General features: G+C 62.3%; 11 protein-coding genes. 6 read left to right on the forward strand and 5 right to left on the reverse strand.

Annotated features, from left to right (window positions below; genetic code table 11):
• The first annotated feature begins 222 nt into the window (after positions 1–222).
• Positions 223–2,532 (forward strand): autotransporter family protein, encoded by a 2,310-nt coding sequence (locus CCOS865_RS23190; RefSeq protein ID WP_119145240.1) that lies wholly within the window; start codon positions 223–225, stop codon positions 2,530–2,532.
• A 536-nt stretch (positions 2,533–3,068) separates the two neighbouring features.
• Positions 3,069–3,380, forward strand: coding sequence for a hypothetical protein (locus CCOS865_RS28510; protein WP_119145242.1), 312 nt, complete (start codon positions 3,069–3,071; stop codon positions 3,378–3,380).
• Positions 3,381–3,906: 526 nt separating this feature from the next.
• Here the strand turns inward: CCOS865_RS28510 and guaA are convergent.
• From guaA to CCOS865_RS23220, 4 genes are all read right to left on the reverse strand, one after another.
• Positions 3,907–5,484 (reverse strand): glutamine-hydrolyzing GMP synthase, encoded by a 1,578-nt coding sequence (gene guaA, locus CCOS865_RS23205; RefSeq protein WP_119145244.1) that lies wholly within the window; start codon positions 5,482–5,484, stop codon positions 3,907–3,909.
• Between the two features lie 78 nt (positions 5,485–5,562).
• The gene (gene guaB / locus CCOS865_RS23210) at positions 5,563–7,032 is read right to left on the reverse strand and encodes an IMP dehydrogenase (RefSeq protein WP_119145247.1); all 1,470 of its coding nucleotides are present in this window, start codon (positions 7,030–7,032) and stop codon (positions 5,563–5,565) included.
• 92 nt (positions 7,033–7,124) lie between these two features.
• Complete coding sequence (locus CCOS865_RS23215; protein WP_119145249.1) at positions 7,125–7,676, reverse strand: sugar ABC transporter ATPase; 552 nt, start codon at positions 7,674–7,676, stop codon at positions 7,125–7,127.
• Between the two features lie 49 nt (positions 7,677–7,725).
• Positions 7,726–8,481, reverse strand: a complete 756-nt coding sequence (locus CCOS865_RS23220; RefSeq protein ID WP_119145250.1) for a sulfite exporter TauE/SafE family protein — start codon at positions 8,479–8,481, stop codon at positions 7,726–7,728.
• Positions 8,482–8,573: 92 nt separating this feature from the next.
• Here CCOS865_RS23220 and CCOS865_RS23225 point away from each other — a divergent pair, with 92 nt between their 5' ends.
• From CCOS865_RS23225 to leuA, 4 genes are all read left to right on the forward strand, one after another.
• Positions 8,574–9,452 carry a LysR family transcriptional regulator gene (locus CCOS865_RS23225; protein WP_119145251.1) on the forward strand — a complete coding sequence of 293 codons (879 nt, stop codon included), beginning with the start codon at positions 8,574–8,576 and terminating at the stop codon, positions 9,450–9,452.
• A 926-nt stretch (positions 9,453–10,378) separates the two neighbouring features.
• Positions 10,379–11,758 (forward strand): exodeoxyribonuclease VII large subunit, encoded by a 1,380-nt coding sequence (gene xseA / locus CCOS865_RS23230; protein WP_119145252.1) that lies wholly within the window; start codon positions 10,379–10,381, stop codon positions 11,756–11,758.
• 3 nt (positions 11,759–11,761) lie between these two features.
• Positions 11,762–12,589, forward strand: a complete 828-nt coding sequence (locus CCOS865_RS23235; RefSeq protein ID WP_119145253.1) for a M23 family metallopeptidase — start codon at positions 11,762–11,764, stop codon at positions 12,587–12,589.
• Positions 12,590–13,012: 423 nt separating this feature from the next.
• A complete protein-coding gene (gene leuA, locus CCOS865_RS23240) occupies positions 13,013–14,686 on the forward strand; it encodes a 2-isopropylmalate synthase (protein ID WP_119145254.1) in 1,674 nt (557 codons plus the stop codon).
• Positions 14,687–14,752: 66 nt separating this feature from the next.
• Here the strand turns inward: leuA and CCOS865_RS23245 are convergent, their stop codons facing one another.
• Positions 14,753–15,490 carry a monalysin family beta-barrel pore-forming toxin gene (locus CCOS865_RS23245; RefSeq protein ID WP_119145255.1) on the reverse strand — a complete coding sequence of 246 codons (738 nt, stop codon included), beginning with the start codon at positions 15,488–15,490 and terminating at the stop codon, positions 14,753–14,755.
• Position 15,491 lies beyond the last annotated feature (1 nt).

The raw sequence follows: 15,491 nt of genomic DNA on the forward strand, positions 1-15,491 counted from the left end.
AGTTCCGCGTACTTCTGAAAAAATCTTTGAAAAACAACTATAGCGTCGAATTTTAAAGATTTTCTCCGCGCTGGTTATTTTTATGATGAATTGTCCTACAAGGATCGTGTAAGTTTGAGCGCGCTTGAATCAGCACCCACTGACAAGCTGGCAGGGACGCCAAAAACAGACGCTGACGTGCGGGTTGTTCCCTGTCGGTTTCTGCCCTGTAAGGATACTGCCTTGAACATTTCCCACCTGCGTCGCTCATTGTTGGCGCTGTCCGTCGCCGCGGCCACGGCCCATGCCGCACCCGACCTGAATCACGACCTGAGCACAGGGGCGTACAACCGCTCCGGTGATGTGTTCAACAACGCCACCTTCACCGGGACGTCGCAAAACGCAGGTGTCTATCTGATCGACGCGACCCTGGCGGGCAACCTGGTCAACCAGGGCAACATCAACCAGACAGCTGCAAGCCCCACCGACTTCCCGACCGGCCTCTCCGTGGTCGTCACTTCCACGATCGCGGGCGATCTGGTCAATGATGGCGACATCACGGTGAGCGGCAACGCCGCCACGGGGCTGGACCTTTATCAGGTAGCTATCGCGGGTGAGGTGAACAATAACGGCACCCTCGCAGTGACTGGCGACCGTGCCGAAGGCATGCTGATCACCTCGACCCAAGCGCGCATCAATAACGCGGGCACTATCACCGCGAGGGGTAACGACGCTACGGGTATCGAGATCGAAAATGCCCGCTTCACCGGTCAAAGCTCGGGCACTGACTTCAAGACTGATATCAACAACAGCGGGACGATCTCAGCCGACGGGGTCGGTATCCACCTTGTCAGCCTCGACACCGCCGGCACAGTCAACAACATCGGCCGTTCCGACTCCTTCGCCATCACCCAGACAGGTGGGCTGATCGAAGGCGGCACCGCAGCGATTCTGGTGGACGACGATGCACCCCCTACGAATTTCTACTGGCAGGGAGGCCAAGTAAAGGGTGACCTGCTGGGCCTCGGTGGTGTGCTGGTGAAAGGTGACGCGCTGTTCGAGGGTTCGACCATTCGCGCCGGCTACGTCGACATCGACGGTGGCCGCCTGACACTGCTCAGCCCGCAAACCACGATTGACGGCGACCTCGACCTGGACAGCGACACGGCGCGTCTGCGCCTGCTGCTGGACAACGACACACTGCCCAACGCGCCGATCCTGAAAGTCACCGGCAATACCTACTTCTCCGCAGGCAGCCAGATCGAACTGCAGGCGCGCTCCGACGACTTCCGCACGTCAGCCCAGGGCACCCGCTACACCCTCCTCAACTCGGGCACGTGGGAAGAGCCACAGAACCTGTCCGTGGTGTCCTCCTCGGCGCTGCTTGAGGTGAAAGACTTCGGCATTGAAGGCCAGGACGTGAAAGCTCTGGTTGCCACCCGCAGCGACGAGGTTGTCACGCAGGACCTGCTGAGTGTCAGTGCTTCGCAAAACGCGGTGAACGCCATCAATCCGCTGAAGAATACGGTGATGGCCCAGATGGACGAAAGCGACCCGGTATTCCAGCGTTTCGCCAACGCCGCCACGAGTGAAGAGCTGGCCAGACTTGCCGAAACCCTGGCCCCGGACGTCAGCCGTGGGGTCATCAACGCCGCCACCAACAGCCAGAACCTGGTCGCAAGCGCCATCAACCGCCGCGCCAGCAAGGCGCGTAACGGCCTGTCGTCCGGTGACGTCCTGGCAGAACAAGGCGTATGGCTGCAAGCGCTGTCCAGCGATGCCGACCAGGACAGCCGCCACGGTATCGCCGGTTACGACGCCAAGACCAACGGCATCGCCGTGGGTGCCGACGGCAAGCTCAACGCCGATACCACCGTGGGCCTGGCTTACAGCTACCTGACCAGCGACGTCAAATCCGACCTGGGCAACAAGACCGACGTCAGCGGCCATGCACTGACCCTGTATGGCAACTGGACCCACGACAACTTCTTTGTCGACACCTCGCTGATGTACGGCTGGAACGACAACGAGTCCAAACGCTACATCGCAGGCACCCGCGCCAAGGCCGACTACGACAGTGAGATCTTCGGCGTCAGCGCACTGGCAGGCTACACGTTGCAACTCGACAAGCAGTGGGTGCTGGAACCCCAGGTGGGTGCGCGCTACGCCAACGTTTCGATCGATGCTTACCGTGAGAAAGGCAGCTCAGCCGCCCTCAACGTTGGCAGCCAGCGCTATGAAATCGGCGAAATGGGCTTGGGCGCTCGCCTGGCCGCCGCGTTTGACGTCGGTGTGGGCACCCTGGAGCCGGAAGCCAAGCTGATGGCCTGGCACGACTTCATCGGCGACAAGGCCGGTACCACCTCCACCTTCGTGCTCGGCGGTACCCCGTTCACCACCAGCGGCGCAACACCGACCCGCGACAGCTACGAGCTGGGGCTGGGTGCGAACTACCGCGTGGGTGCCTGGAGCGTGGGTGGGACCTACAACTACCTGACCAGCAGTGATGCCCACGCCGATACCTTCACCGCGAACGTGCGCTACGACTTCTGATCGACGCCGTCGCCTGAAACAACAAAACCCGCCTAGGCGGGTTTTGTTGTTTCAGGCGGGCTGTTTTTGCTAGCGGGTGCCGGACGATGCCGGCCGCCCACTCACTCCCACTCGAACATAAACAATATTAAAAAATCAATATAAATCATAGCTTTATTTTTGTCATTTATGCTAATGACACGAAAAATACCATAGACGAAAACCTGTTTTCACAAGCACTGCATCATTCATGCGATGTCATGATCGGCTGGGGAATTGACACGTCTGCCAATACCGCACTGATCCTATATTGACTCAAGATCCAATACCGGAAAGTACTCGCAGACCAAGAGTTACGGTCAGTGGAATGTTGGTAAATGGACCAATACTTCATAAGCTGAAACACGCTCGCCTATGGGAATGACTGAACGTGCTGGACGGCAATCAAACAATGCATAACCGCTATGAGGATGCCGGGGCCGCTTGCAAACCCTTCTAGAGCGACTCACCCTACGGCGTCTCACACTTATCCGAGTCAACCCATAAGGAAGAACGCCATGTTCACGAGGAGCCTGTTGCTGAGTTTTTGCGCTGTGTTACTGGTTGGCTGCACAGGAAGGGGCTTTCAACCGCCGGCTCCGGATTACACAAAATGGTACAAGGAGGCCGTATCGCAGACAGGGATCATTGCTGCGATGCGTGCGTGCGGATATACCAATGTTGATGGCGCAGGAGACAGGTCGCCAATCGATGTGAGGTTACTGAACTTCTATTGCATGAAAGACGCAGGCTACAAACGCAAAGATAACTTGGACATGTGCAAGCTCGGTCGTATTGGCGAATCGCCGGTGTGCGACGGCCGCCGTTAATCCATCACCAAAAGGACACAGGGAATGAACAATCTACGCAACGGACTGTATGGCACAGCATTGGTGTTGGCTGCAGTGTGCCAAGACCATGACCTTTGTGCCTCGGCCTGGCGTGGACTACATGGTGCAGGCCACCATGTCGGCGGACTGTTCGTTCCAGCTGGATGAATTGGAGGCGGGCGGCAAGCAGTGGGCGATGGTCCAACCGCAGCCAGCGGGGAAGGTGTCAATGTGCAACGCGATTGATAACTTCTAGCCGGAAATCTGCGCGGGTTGAAGGCTGCGCGTGAAATTCTTCAATACACACGCCAACACCCTAGGGGGAGATGGGCAAACAGTTATTGCTGACATCTGCGCTGCTAAGCGTTCTCGATACCATGCCGGCATTCCTTGTCCGGGACATGGTATCGATGTAGCTCTCTCACATACGTACGATGGGCGCCATTAAAAACGCCATTGATGACGTAGTAAAGATCACTATCAGTTCTTATTTTTTACAATAAAATCAGATAGTTGAAAACAAACCTCACTCCCACTCGATGGTCGCAGGCGGCTTGCTCGACACGTCGTAGGTCACCCGCGAGATGCCTTCGATCTCGTTGATGATACGGCCGCTGACAGTCTCCAGCAGCTCGTACGGCAGGTGCGCCCAGCGCGCGGTCATGAAGTCCACGGTCTCGACGGCGCGCAGGGCCACGACCCAGGCGTAGCGACGGCCGTCGCCCACGACACCTACCGACTTCACCGGCTGGAACACCACGAAGGCCTGGCTGGTCTTGTGGTACCAGTCGGCCTTGCGCAGCTCTTCGATGAAGATGTGGTCGGCGCGACGCAGGATGTCGGCGTATTCCTTCTTCACTTCACCGAGGATCCGCACGCCCAGGCCCGGGCCTGGGAACGGGTGGCGGTAGACCATGTCGTACGGCAGGCCGAGCTCGAGGCCGATCTTGCGGACTTCGTCCTTGAACAGCTCACGCAGCGGCTCGACCAGCTTGAGGTTCATTTCCTCTGGCAGGCCACCGACGTTGTGGTGCGACTTGATCACGTGGGCCTTGCCGCTCTTGGCGCCAGCCGACTCGATCACGTCCGGGTAGATGGTGCCCTGGGCGAGGAACTGGATGTTGTCCAGCTTGCTGGCTTCGGCATCGAACACGTCGATGAAGGTGCGGCCGATGATCTTGCGCTTCTTCTCCGGGTCGGCTTCGCCTTCCAGGTTGCCCAGGAACTGGGCCTCAGCGTTGGCGCGGATCACCTTGACGCCCATGTTCTCGGCGAACATGGCCATCACCTGCTCGCCTTCGTGCAGGCGCAGCAGGCCGTTGTCGACGAACACGCAGGTCAGCTGGTCGCCAATCGCGCGGTGCAGCAGCGCGGCAACCACCGACGAGTCGACGCCGCCGGACAGGCCCAGCAGGACGTTGGCCGAACCGACCTGCTCACGCACCTGGGCAATGGCGTCTTCGACGATCTGCGACGGGGTCCACAGGGCATCGCAACCGCAGATGTCGAGGATGAAGCGCGAGAGGATGCGACCGCCCTGCTTGGTGTGGGTCACCTCAGGGTGGAACTGCACGCCATAGTAGCCGCGCTTGTCGTCGAACATGCCGGCGATCGGGCAGCTCGGGGTGCTGGCCAGGACGTGGAAGTCTTCTGGCATCTTGGTGACCTTGTCACCGTGGCTCATCCAGACGTCGAGGCCGAATACGCCGTCGTCGTCGATGTGGTCTTCGATGCCGTCCAGCAGGCGGCTCTTGCCGACCACGTCGACGCGAGCGTAACCGAACTCGCGCAGCTCGGAGCCTTCTACCTTGCCGCCCATCTGTTCGGCCATGGTCTGCATGCCGTAGCAGATGCCCAGCACCGGTACGTTCAGGTCGAACACGGCCTGCGGCGCGCGCGGGCTGTTGGCTTCGTGGACAGACTCTGGGCCGCCAGCGAGGATGATGCCGCGCGGGTTGAATTCGCGGATCGCTTCATCGTCCATGTCGAACGGGTGCAGTTCGCAGTAGACACCGATCTCGCGCACGCGGCGGGCGATCAGCTGGGTGTACTGGGAACCGAAATCGAGGATCAGGATGCGGTGAGCGTGAATGTCGAGGGCCATGACTCAATCTCGTCAGTGGAAATCGGAAACGACACGGGGCTGTCGTAACAGCCCCGCTTGCTAGTGATGCTGGAAGCCTCAGCCTACGCGGTAGTTTGGCGCTTCCTTGGTGATCTGCACGTCATGCACGTGGGACTCGGCCATGCCGGCACCGGTGATGCGTACGAACTCCGGCTTGGTGCGCATCTCGTCGATGGTCGCGCTGCCGGTGTAGCCCATGGACGAACGCAGGCCGCCCATCAGCTGGTGGATGATCGCCGACAGGGCGCCCTTGTACGGCACACGGCCTTCGATACCTTCCGGCACCAGCTTCTCGGCACCGGCCGAGGAGTCCTGGAAGTAACGGTCGGACGAGCCTTGCGCCTGTGCCATGGCACCCAGCGAGCCCATGCCGCGGTAGGCCTTGTACGAGCGACCCTGGAACAGCTCGACCTCGCCCGGGGCCTCTTCGGTACCGGCGAACATCGAACCCATCATGACGCACGAAGCGCCGGCGACGATGGCCTTGGACAGGTCACCCGAGAAACGGATGCCGCCGTCGGCGATCAGCGGTACGCCAGTGCCTTCAAGCGCAGCGGCGACGTTGGCGATGGCGCTGATTTGCGGCACGCCGACACCGGCGACGATGCGCGTGGTGCAGATCGAGCCTGGGCCGATACCGACCTTGACGGCGTCAGCGCCGGCTTCGGCGAGGGCCTTGGCGGCAGCGCCGGTGGCGATGTTGCCGCCGATCACCTGCACTTGCGGGTAGGTTTCCTTGACCCAGCGCACGCGGTCGATCACGCCTTTGGAGTGACCGTGGGCGGTGTCGACCACGACCACGTCAACGCCAGCGGCAACCAGCGCGGCTACGCGCTCGCCGGTGTCCTTGCCGGTACCGACGGCAGCGCCGACGCGCAGACGGCCTTGGTCGTCCTTGCTGGCCAGCGGGTAGGCCTTGGCCTTTTCGATGTCCTTGACGGTCATCATGCCCTTGAGGCTGAAGTGTTCGTCGACGATCAGGACTTTTTCCAGGCGGTGCTTGTGCAGCAGCTCGCGGACTTCGTTCTTGTCGGCGCCTTCGCGGACGGTGACCAGACGCTCTTTAGGCGTCATCACGTCGCGGACCTTGGCGTCCAGGCGGGTCTCGAAGCGCACGTCACGCGAGGTGACGATGCCGACCAGGTCGCCGTTGGCCAGCACTGGCACACCGGAGATGTTGTTCAGGCGGGTCAGGTCGAACAGGTCACGCACGGTGGCGTCGGCCTCGATGGTGATCGGGTCCTTGACCACGCCAGCCTCGAACTTCTTGACCTTGCGAACTTCGCCGGCCTGCTGCTCGATGGTCATGTTCTTGTGGATGATGCCGATGCCGCCTTCCTGGGCCATCGCGATGGCCAGACGTGCTTCGGTCACGGTATCCATGGCGGCGGAAACCAGCGGAATGTTCAGCTCGATGCCACGGGTCAAACGGGTCTTGAGACTGACTTCATTGGGCAGTACCTCGGAATAACCAGGTACAAGGAGAATGTCGTCGAAGGTCAGGGCTTCTTGGCTGATACGCAGCATCGCGGGGGCTCCCGGGCGGGAAAAATGGAAGCGCGCCATTATACTCATGCACGGCGCGCCGCTCAATGCAAAATAAGGGCCTTCGGTCAGGCCTATGGCAGTTTTACCTGCACAACCGCCACTTTCTGGTCGAGCCAGTCGGCAAAGGCGGCGAGGAAGGCCGGGGTAAAACCGGCCTCGCCCCAGTTGTTGAAGATGAACCCCAGGTTGGAAAAGGCACATGGCTGCAGAAACAGAAAGCCATTGATGTCGTCTTCGAACGCGCACAGCGGGCAGGTGAAGTTGTCACTGACCCCGGGCATCCACTCTTCCAGGCTCTCGAACAGCGGCTCGCCGACCTCGCGTCGGCACTCTGGGCAGCCGGCTTCTTCGAGAAACCCCTCGGCGGGGGTATAGATGCAGCGCTTGAGCATCACTTCCAGGCCGTTGACCGGCTGATCGAACGGCAGCTTCTCGGGGTGCAGGGCAATCTTGCGCGCGCCCGCCGCCAAGGCATAGCCCATTCGGTTACCGGTGCGACCGCAGGTACTCGGCTGCTCCTCGATGATCTTTTCACGCACCAGCCAGCGCAGGATCGCCCGCGCACGGGCCTCGTGCGCCGGGACGGTGGACAGCTTGGGGACGATGATGCTCTGGGTGTTCATGAACAAGGCAGGCCTGGGACTTCGGTAATCTGCCAATTCTACCGCCTGCTCAGCCGCTCAGGTAGCGACCAATCAGCGCCAGGCCGCTGGCCAGCACCAGCCAGGTGACCAGCCGCACGAAGGCTTCGCGCGACAGTTTCAGGGTCAGGTGCCTGCCCACCCAAAGGCCGACCAGCATCACCGGCAGCAGGCAGGCCGCGAGCAGCAGCAGGCCGGTGTCGGCATACACGCCGGCGATGAGGAACAGCGACAGACGCACCACCGTGCTGCAACTGATCAGCGCGCTCTGGGTGGCGCGGGCCTGCTCCTTGGAGTCCAGCCGCGCATTGAGGTAGATCGCGTAGAGAAACCCGCCGCTGCCGAACAGCGCGCCAAACAGCCCACCGACGGTCCCCATCGGGGCCGCCCAAAGGCCCTTGAGGCGTGCCGGCCGGACCTTCACCATCAGGCTGTAGAGCGCATAGGCGGTGACGAATAAACCCATCAGCAACAGCAGCAGATCGGACTTGAGCTGCAACAGGAAGACCACGCCAAGACTGCAGCCCAGCGCCATGAACGGCAGCAGCCGCAGCAGTTCGTCGCGCGCCACCGCCTTGCGCGCCGGCAGCCAGTTACCAAAGGCGGCGACGAAATCCAGCAGCACCAGCAACGGAATGATCTTCGCCAGCGGCATGAAATGGATCAACACCGGCCCGGCCACCAGTGCGGTGCCGAAGCCGGCGATGCCGAAGACGATGTAGGCGATGCCGACGCCGAGCAGGATCGGCAGCCAGTCGAAGGCGGAGAAAGACAGTTGGGCAAACATGCGCTGGATTCCAGAGGGGTCAGGGAAAGGTTAGCCAGCGGCGAGCCATGCCGACTAATATGCCTTTCCCTCACTACCCATCTCGAAAAAGCATGACGTCGATCCGCCAGTTACGCTACTTCGTCGAAATCGCCGAATGCGGCAGCTTCAGCGCCGCCGCCGAGCGCCTGTTCATCGCCCAGTCGGCCTTGAGCCGGCAGGTCAAGGAGCTGGAACAGCAGCTCGAGACCCAGTTGTTCGAACGCACGGCGCGTTTGCCGCGCCTGACGGCGGCGGGCATGGCCTTTCTCGAGCGTGCCCGGCAGTTGCTGGCCGACCTGGACAAGGCCGAGCGTCTGACCCGCGAGATCGGCCAGGGGCTGCGCGGCAGCCTGCGGTTAAACCACTCCAGCACCGTGCCGCTGACCGGTGGGCTGTTGACGCGGCTGGGGGGCTACCTGCAAGGCAACCCAGGGGTGTCACTGGAGATTGCCCAGCAATCGTCGGAAGCCCAGCTGGAGGACATTGCCGAGGGCCGCCTGGAAATCGGCCTGCTGCGCTTGCCGGTGTTGCGCCAGCATGAAGGCATCGAGGTCCATGCGTTGTTCAGCGAGCCCTTGCTGCTGGCAGTGGCAGCGCAGCATCCATTGGCGGCTGCGCACAGCGTTCACCTGGAGCAATTGCGTGACGAGCGGTTCATTTCCATCCCGCATCGCCAGCGCGGCGGCTTGAGCTACCTGTCGGCCTCGCTGTGCATGCAGGCGGGGTTCTTTCCGCAGGCCGCGCAGGTGGTTTCGCGCAAGACCACGCAGTTGCAGCTGATTCAGGCAGGGTTCGGGGTGGCGCTGCTGCCGGCGTGCATGCGCGACATCGCACCGCCATCGGTACCCTTCGTACCGCTTGAAGAGGATTGCAGCAGCACCGTGGCGCTGGCCTGCAGACGCGATGCCGGCGCACTGGTGCGCCAGTTCGTGGAAGCGATGCACGGTTGATGGCTCTTTCGCGGAGCAAGTCGCATCGGCGCCCCAGGGTTCTTCACGGGTTATTGGGATAGTTGCTGGTGGGGGCGCGTTTCGATTATTGAGCGTATCCGGTTGGTGTGGTGCGGCCACTGGCCCCTTCCGCCCTTACGGCGGGTCACTTTTTTTCTTGGAAAAAAGTAACCAAAAACCGCTTGCTCCTGCATCAGTCCCGCTCGAAGCGGGATTCCCTCACTCCGGTCTTGCTCCCGCGAGGACCTCCGTTCGGCCTCCTGAAGTCGCAGTAGATCAAGATCACAAGCCAGATCAAGATCAGGGGCCAGATCAAGGGCCAGGGCAACGGCTGGCGAATCGCTGCGCTCTCGCTTGTTTATAAGGGCGGTACAGCGCGGCAGCGCCAGAATTTGCATTGACCTTCCGGCCATCGCGGGCAAGCCCGCTCCTACAGGTCGGCGCGGTCCTTGTAGCAGCGGGCTTGCCCGCGATGAGGCCCGAATATCCACCACCCATGCCACTATCGAAGATAACGCCAGCCCAGGCGCCACCCCTAACTTGGCGACCTCAGGAGGCCGGAGTGAGGGAACCCGCAGCGCAGCGGAGGGCCGGATGTGGGAGCCGGCGGTTTTTGGTTACTTTTTTCCAAGAAAAAAAGTAACCCGCCGTAAGGGCGGAAGGGGCCATAAGCGCCACCACAGGGAACGGATAAGCCCCCAACGCCCAACGCATCTACAGCGAACACACGCAAAAAACATGGGCATCACGCGGTCGGCGTGGGAGCTGCCTTGCCGGGGCGCCGGACCGGTCGGAAAGGGCTGCGTAGCCGCCCCAGCTTCTTGACTGACTGGCATTCGGGCTTGCCCCGCGAAAGGGCCAGCACTGCCTTACCTGCATTTCAGCGACCGATGCACAACTGCGCCGCGTCCTTTATGATGCCCGGCATGATCAAAGACCCTTTCGAACGACTCGGCCTTGAGCGCGAGGTCCTCACCGTCAGCCAACTGAACGGCCGTGCCCGCGTGCTGCTCGAGGACGTGTTCCGCAACGTCTGGGTGGAAGGCGAGATATCCAACCTGGCCCGCCCGGCCTCAGGCCACATCTACTTCACCCTCAAGGACAGCGGCGCCCAAGTGCGCTGCGCCTTGTTCCGGCAGAACGCCACGCGGGTCCGCCAGGCCCTGCGTGACGGCCTGGCCGTGCGGGTGCGCGGCAAGGTTTCGCTGTTCGAGGGCCGTGGCGACTACCAGCTGATCCTCGACACCGTCGAGCCCGCCGGTGACGGCGCGCTGCGCCTGGCCTTCGAGGCGCTGAAGGAAAAACTCGGCGCCGAGGGGCTGTTCAGCACCGAGCGCAAGCAACCGCTGCCCGCCCACCCGCAACGCATCGGCATCATCACCTCGCCCACCGGTGCGGTGATCCGCGACATCATCAGCGTGTTCCGCCGCCGCGCGCCGCAGGTCGAGCTGAACCTGATCCCCACTGCGGTACAGGGCCGCGAGGCGATCAACCAGATCGTGCGCGCCCTGCGCCTGGCCGACAGCCGCGGTTTCGATGCGCTGATCCTGGCCCGTGGCGGGGGCTCGCTGGAAGACCTCTGGTGCTTCAACGAAGAGGCCGTGGCCCGCGCCATCGCCGCCTGCGTGACGCCGATCGTCAGCGCGGTGGGCCACGAGACCGACGTGTCGATCAGCGACTTCGTCGCTGACGTGCGCGCGCCGACGCCGTCGGCCGCCGCCGAACTGCTGGCACCCGACAGCAGCGGCCTGCAGCTGCGCCTCGAGAGCCTGCAGCGGCGCCTGTTGCTGCGCATCCAGAACCGCCTCAGCCATGACCGCCTGCGCGTCGACGGCCTGGCCCGGCGCCTGCGCCACCCCGGTGAACGGCTGCGCCAGCAGGCGCAGCGCCTGGACGACCTGGACATGCGCCTGCGCCGGGCCTTCGCGCTGACCATGAGCAAACGCCACGAGCGCCTCGGGCGGCTCGACACGCGGTTGTCCGCGCAGCATCCGGGACGCACCCTGAAGCTCCTCGAGCAACGCCTGGACAGCCTCGCCGAGCGGTTGCCGCGGGCCATGCGCGAGGTGCTCAAGGACCGCCGGCAACGCTTCCAGGCGCAACTGCAGACGCTGCAGGTGGTCAGCCCGCTGGCTACCCTGGCGCGCGGCTACAGCATCCTGCTCGACGACCGTGGCCAGGCGATCCGCAGCGCCGCGCAGACCCGCAACGGCCAACGCCTGACCGCTCGCCTGAACGAAGGCGAACTGCAGGTGCGGGTCGAGGACAACCACCAGACTCCGGTCACCCTTTCGCTACTGGACTGACACATGCCCCGCCTGCTCGCTCCCCTGCTTGCCCTCTCGCTTGCCCTGCTGGCCACCGGCGCCCAGGCCAGCTACATCACCCGCACCCTCAACAAGCCAGTACCGGGCGGGGTGGCCGTGGTCGACCTCGGCCCCGCTGCCAGCGCGCCGAATGCCCGCTTCGACGGTAAGCCGGTGCTGGTGGTCAAGGAGCAGGACGCCTGGCTGGCCATCGTCGGCATCCCGCTGACCCAGAAGCCGGGCACCGCCACCCTGAGCGAGGGCTCACGCAGCCTGCCGTTCACCGTCGCCAGCAAGAAATACCCCGAGCAGCACATCACCCTGAAGAACAAGCGCCAGGTCAATCCGGACCCCGCCGACCTCAAGCGCATCGACCGCGAGCTTGCCGAGCAGATCAAGGCCTACCGCAGCTTCAGCCCCAACCTGCCGAGCAACCTGGTCCTCGACAAGCCGGTCAACGGCCCGCTGTCGAGCAAGTTTGGCGTGCGCCGCTTCTTCAACGGTGAAGAGCGCAACCCGCATGCCGGCCTGGACTTCGCGGTGCCGGCGGGCACGCCGATCAAGACTCCGGCGAATGGCAAGGTGATCCTCATCGGCGATTACTTCTTCAATGGCCGGACGGTGTTCGTCGACCATGGCCAGGGCTTTATCAGCATGTTCTGCCACATGTCGAAAATCGACGTTAAGCCGGGGCAGCAGTTGCGCCGTGGCGAGGTGGTCGGCCGTGTCGGCGCGACCGGGCGGGCGACCGGGCCGCACATGCACTGGAACGTCAGCCTGAACGATGCACGGGTGGACCCGGCGATCTTCATCGGTGCGTTTCAGCCCTGAGACCGCGTCGCCCTTTTCGCGGGTAAACCCGCTCCTACAGGGGGCTGCGGCGAGCTCAGGATCGACGCAATCCCTGTGGGAGCGGGTTTACCCGCGAAGAGGCCGCCACAGGGGTTGCTAGTTGCGCCAAGCAAAAGCACTGCGCAACCGACATCAACCATACACTCCGATGTCGATATAAAATCTCGCACAAGCGCTTTTTTTAAGCATTCCTCTCAATTTTTTCCGAACACTTGCCATCCCTCACCGCTCTGGTTAGGGTTGAGGGCATGAAAACCTTCACCACCCTCATTCTGCTCCGTCAACACCGCAGCCTCTGCCTGGTCAGTGCACGACTACCAGGGTGAATCGCGTCGCCTCGCCTTTTCATCTCGTTATCGTTCGGCAGGCCCGATCTCGGCCGCACATCAAAGGATTACTTCCATGACCATGCTCAAAGACCCTTCGAAGAAATACCGCGCATTCCCGACCATCGACCTGCCCGACCGCACCTGGCCCTCCAAGGCCATCACCGAGGCGCCGATCTGGTGCAGCTCGGACCTGCGTGACGGCAACCAGTCGCTGATCGAGCCAATGGACGCGGAGAAGAAGCTGCGGTTCTGGAAGACCCTGGTGCAGGTCGGCGTGAAGGAGATCGAAGCGTCGTTCCCGTCTGCCTCGCAGACCGACTTCGACTTCGTGCGCACCCTGATCGAAGACGGCCATATCCCTGACGACACCACCATCCAGGTGCTCACCCAGGCCCGTGAAGACCTGATCGCGCGTACCTTCGAGTCGCTGCGCGGGGCCAAGAAGGCCATCGTCCACCTGTACAACGCTACCAGCCCGTCGTTCCGCCGCATCGTATTCAACCAGGACAAGCAGGGCGTGAAGGACATCGCGGTGAACGCGGCCAAGCTGTTCGTCAAATACGCCGCCCAGCAGCCAGAGACCCACTGGACCTTCCAGTATTCGCCCGAGACCTTCAGCGCCACCGAACTGGAGTTCGCCAAGGAAGTCTGCGATGCGGTAATCGAAGTGTGGAACCCGACGCCTGAGCACAAGATCATCCTCAACTTGCCGGCCACCGTCGAAGTGTCGACGCCAAACGTCTACGCCGACCAGATCGAGTGGTTCTGCCGCAACGTCAACCGTCGCGACAGCGTGCTGATCAGCCTGCACACCCACAACGACCGTGGCACCGGCATCGCCGCCACCGAACTGGGCCTGATGGCCGGCGCCGACCGTGCCGAAGGCTGCCTGTTCGGCAACGGCGAGCGTACCGGCAACGTCGACCTGGTGACCCTGGCGCTGAACCTCTACACCCAGGGCATCGACCCGAAGCTGGACTTCTCCGACATCGACGGCGTGCGCAAGGTGGTCGAGGAGTGCAACCAGCTGCCGGTGCACCCACGTCATCCGTATGTCGGCGACCTGGTCCACACCGCCTTCTCCGGCTCGCACCAGGACGCCATCCGCAAGGGCTTCGCCAAGGTCCAGGACAGCGAGTTGTGGGAAGTGCCGTACCTGCCGATCGACCCGGCCGACATCGGCCGCAGCTACGAGGCGGTGATCCGCGTCAACAGCCAGTCCGGCAAGGGCGGCATCACCTACCTGCTCGAGCAGGAATACGGCATCAGCCTGCCACGCCGCATGCAGATCGAGTTCAGCCAGGTGGTTCAGGGCGAGACCGACCGTCTGGGCCTGGAAATGACTGCCCAGCAGATCCACAGCCTGCTGCACAAAGAGTACCTGCAGGCCAACACCCCGTACGCGCTGGTCAGCCATCGCCTGCAGGAAGAAAACGGCCACAGCGCCGTGGAAGTGGAAGTCGCCGGTGAAGGCGAGACCACCCTGCACTGGCGCGGCAAGGGCAATGGCGCCCTGGAAGCCCTGGTGGCCGGCCTGCCGATTGCCGTGGAGATCATGGACTACAACGAGCACGCGATTGCCGCGGGCACCACTGCCAAGGCGGCGGCGTACATCGAACTGCGGGTCGCCGGTGGGCGTCCGGTGCATGGCGTGGGCATCGATGAAAACATCACCACGGCCAGCTTCAAGGCCCTGTTCAGCGCGCTTAACCGCTCGCTGAGCCAGCAGGAGGCGAAGGCGGCCTGAGCCACCCACCGTTGCAACAAAGCCCGCAGACTCTGCGGGCTTTGTATTTATAGGGCCTGACAGTGCTCAGTAGCGAGAACCGGGTCGGTTGTACGCCGTGGTATGGAACAGCCAGCGACCGCTGTTATCGGCGATCTTGTAGCCTTTCATGAGTACCGCCCGCTGCACTTCATGCCACGTCAGCGGTGTAATCGAAGATTCGGCCATGACCGGCACCACGGTGTCAGTCGCCACAGAGGTCAGGAAGCACAAGTCCTCGCGCTGCTCATCCACTGTTTTCACCTGAGAGTACTGGAACATCCCATCCAGATGGCCAGCCGAAGTCACCAGGTGGGCAAACACCAGGTGCACCTGGTAGAAGTTGTAAACCCCCGGCCCTTGAATCTCAAACGACTGAGTGCGCTTGGTCGAGCCATGGATACCCTCGGTGTAACTGCTGGAAAGCTTCACGCCTCCGGCGCCTGCCAGGATAAATCCATTACCCAGAGACACTTCAGTCTCCATGGTCTCGGTCACAGACGCGCTATAGCCCTGGGTAACCTCAACGGCGTGCGTGTACTTGGTGTCGCTGGGTATACGAATGGTCTGGAGATGGTCGAGGTAGGCAAACACCGGAACACTGTAAGTCCCCCAGTTCTGGTTCCAGACCCACATATCCCCGTACACGGTTCTGCCTCGCACCCAGCAACCGGGATTGAGCGACTGACCCGACTCGCCGAGCAAGTAGTTATCAATTTCATAACTACCGCTTTTCTCCGGCATCCAGTTGATCTTTTCAATGATCTGCTTATCGATAATGCTCACT

This window comes from Pseudomonas reidholzensis, from assembly GCF_900536025.1.
GTDB lineage: Bacteria > Pseudomonadota > Gammaproteobacteria > Pseudomonadales > Pseudomonadaceae > Aquipseudomonas > Aquipseudomonas reidholzensis.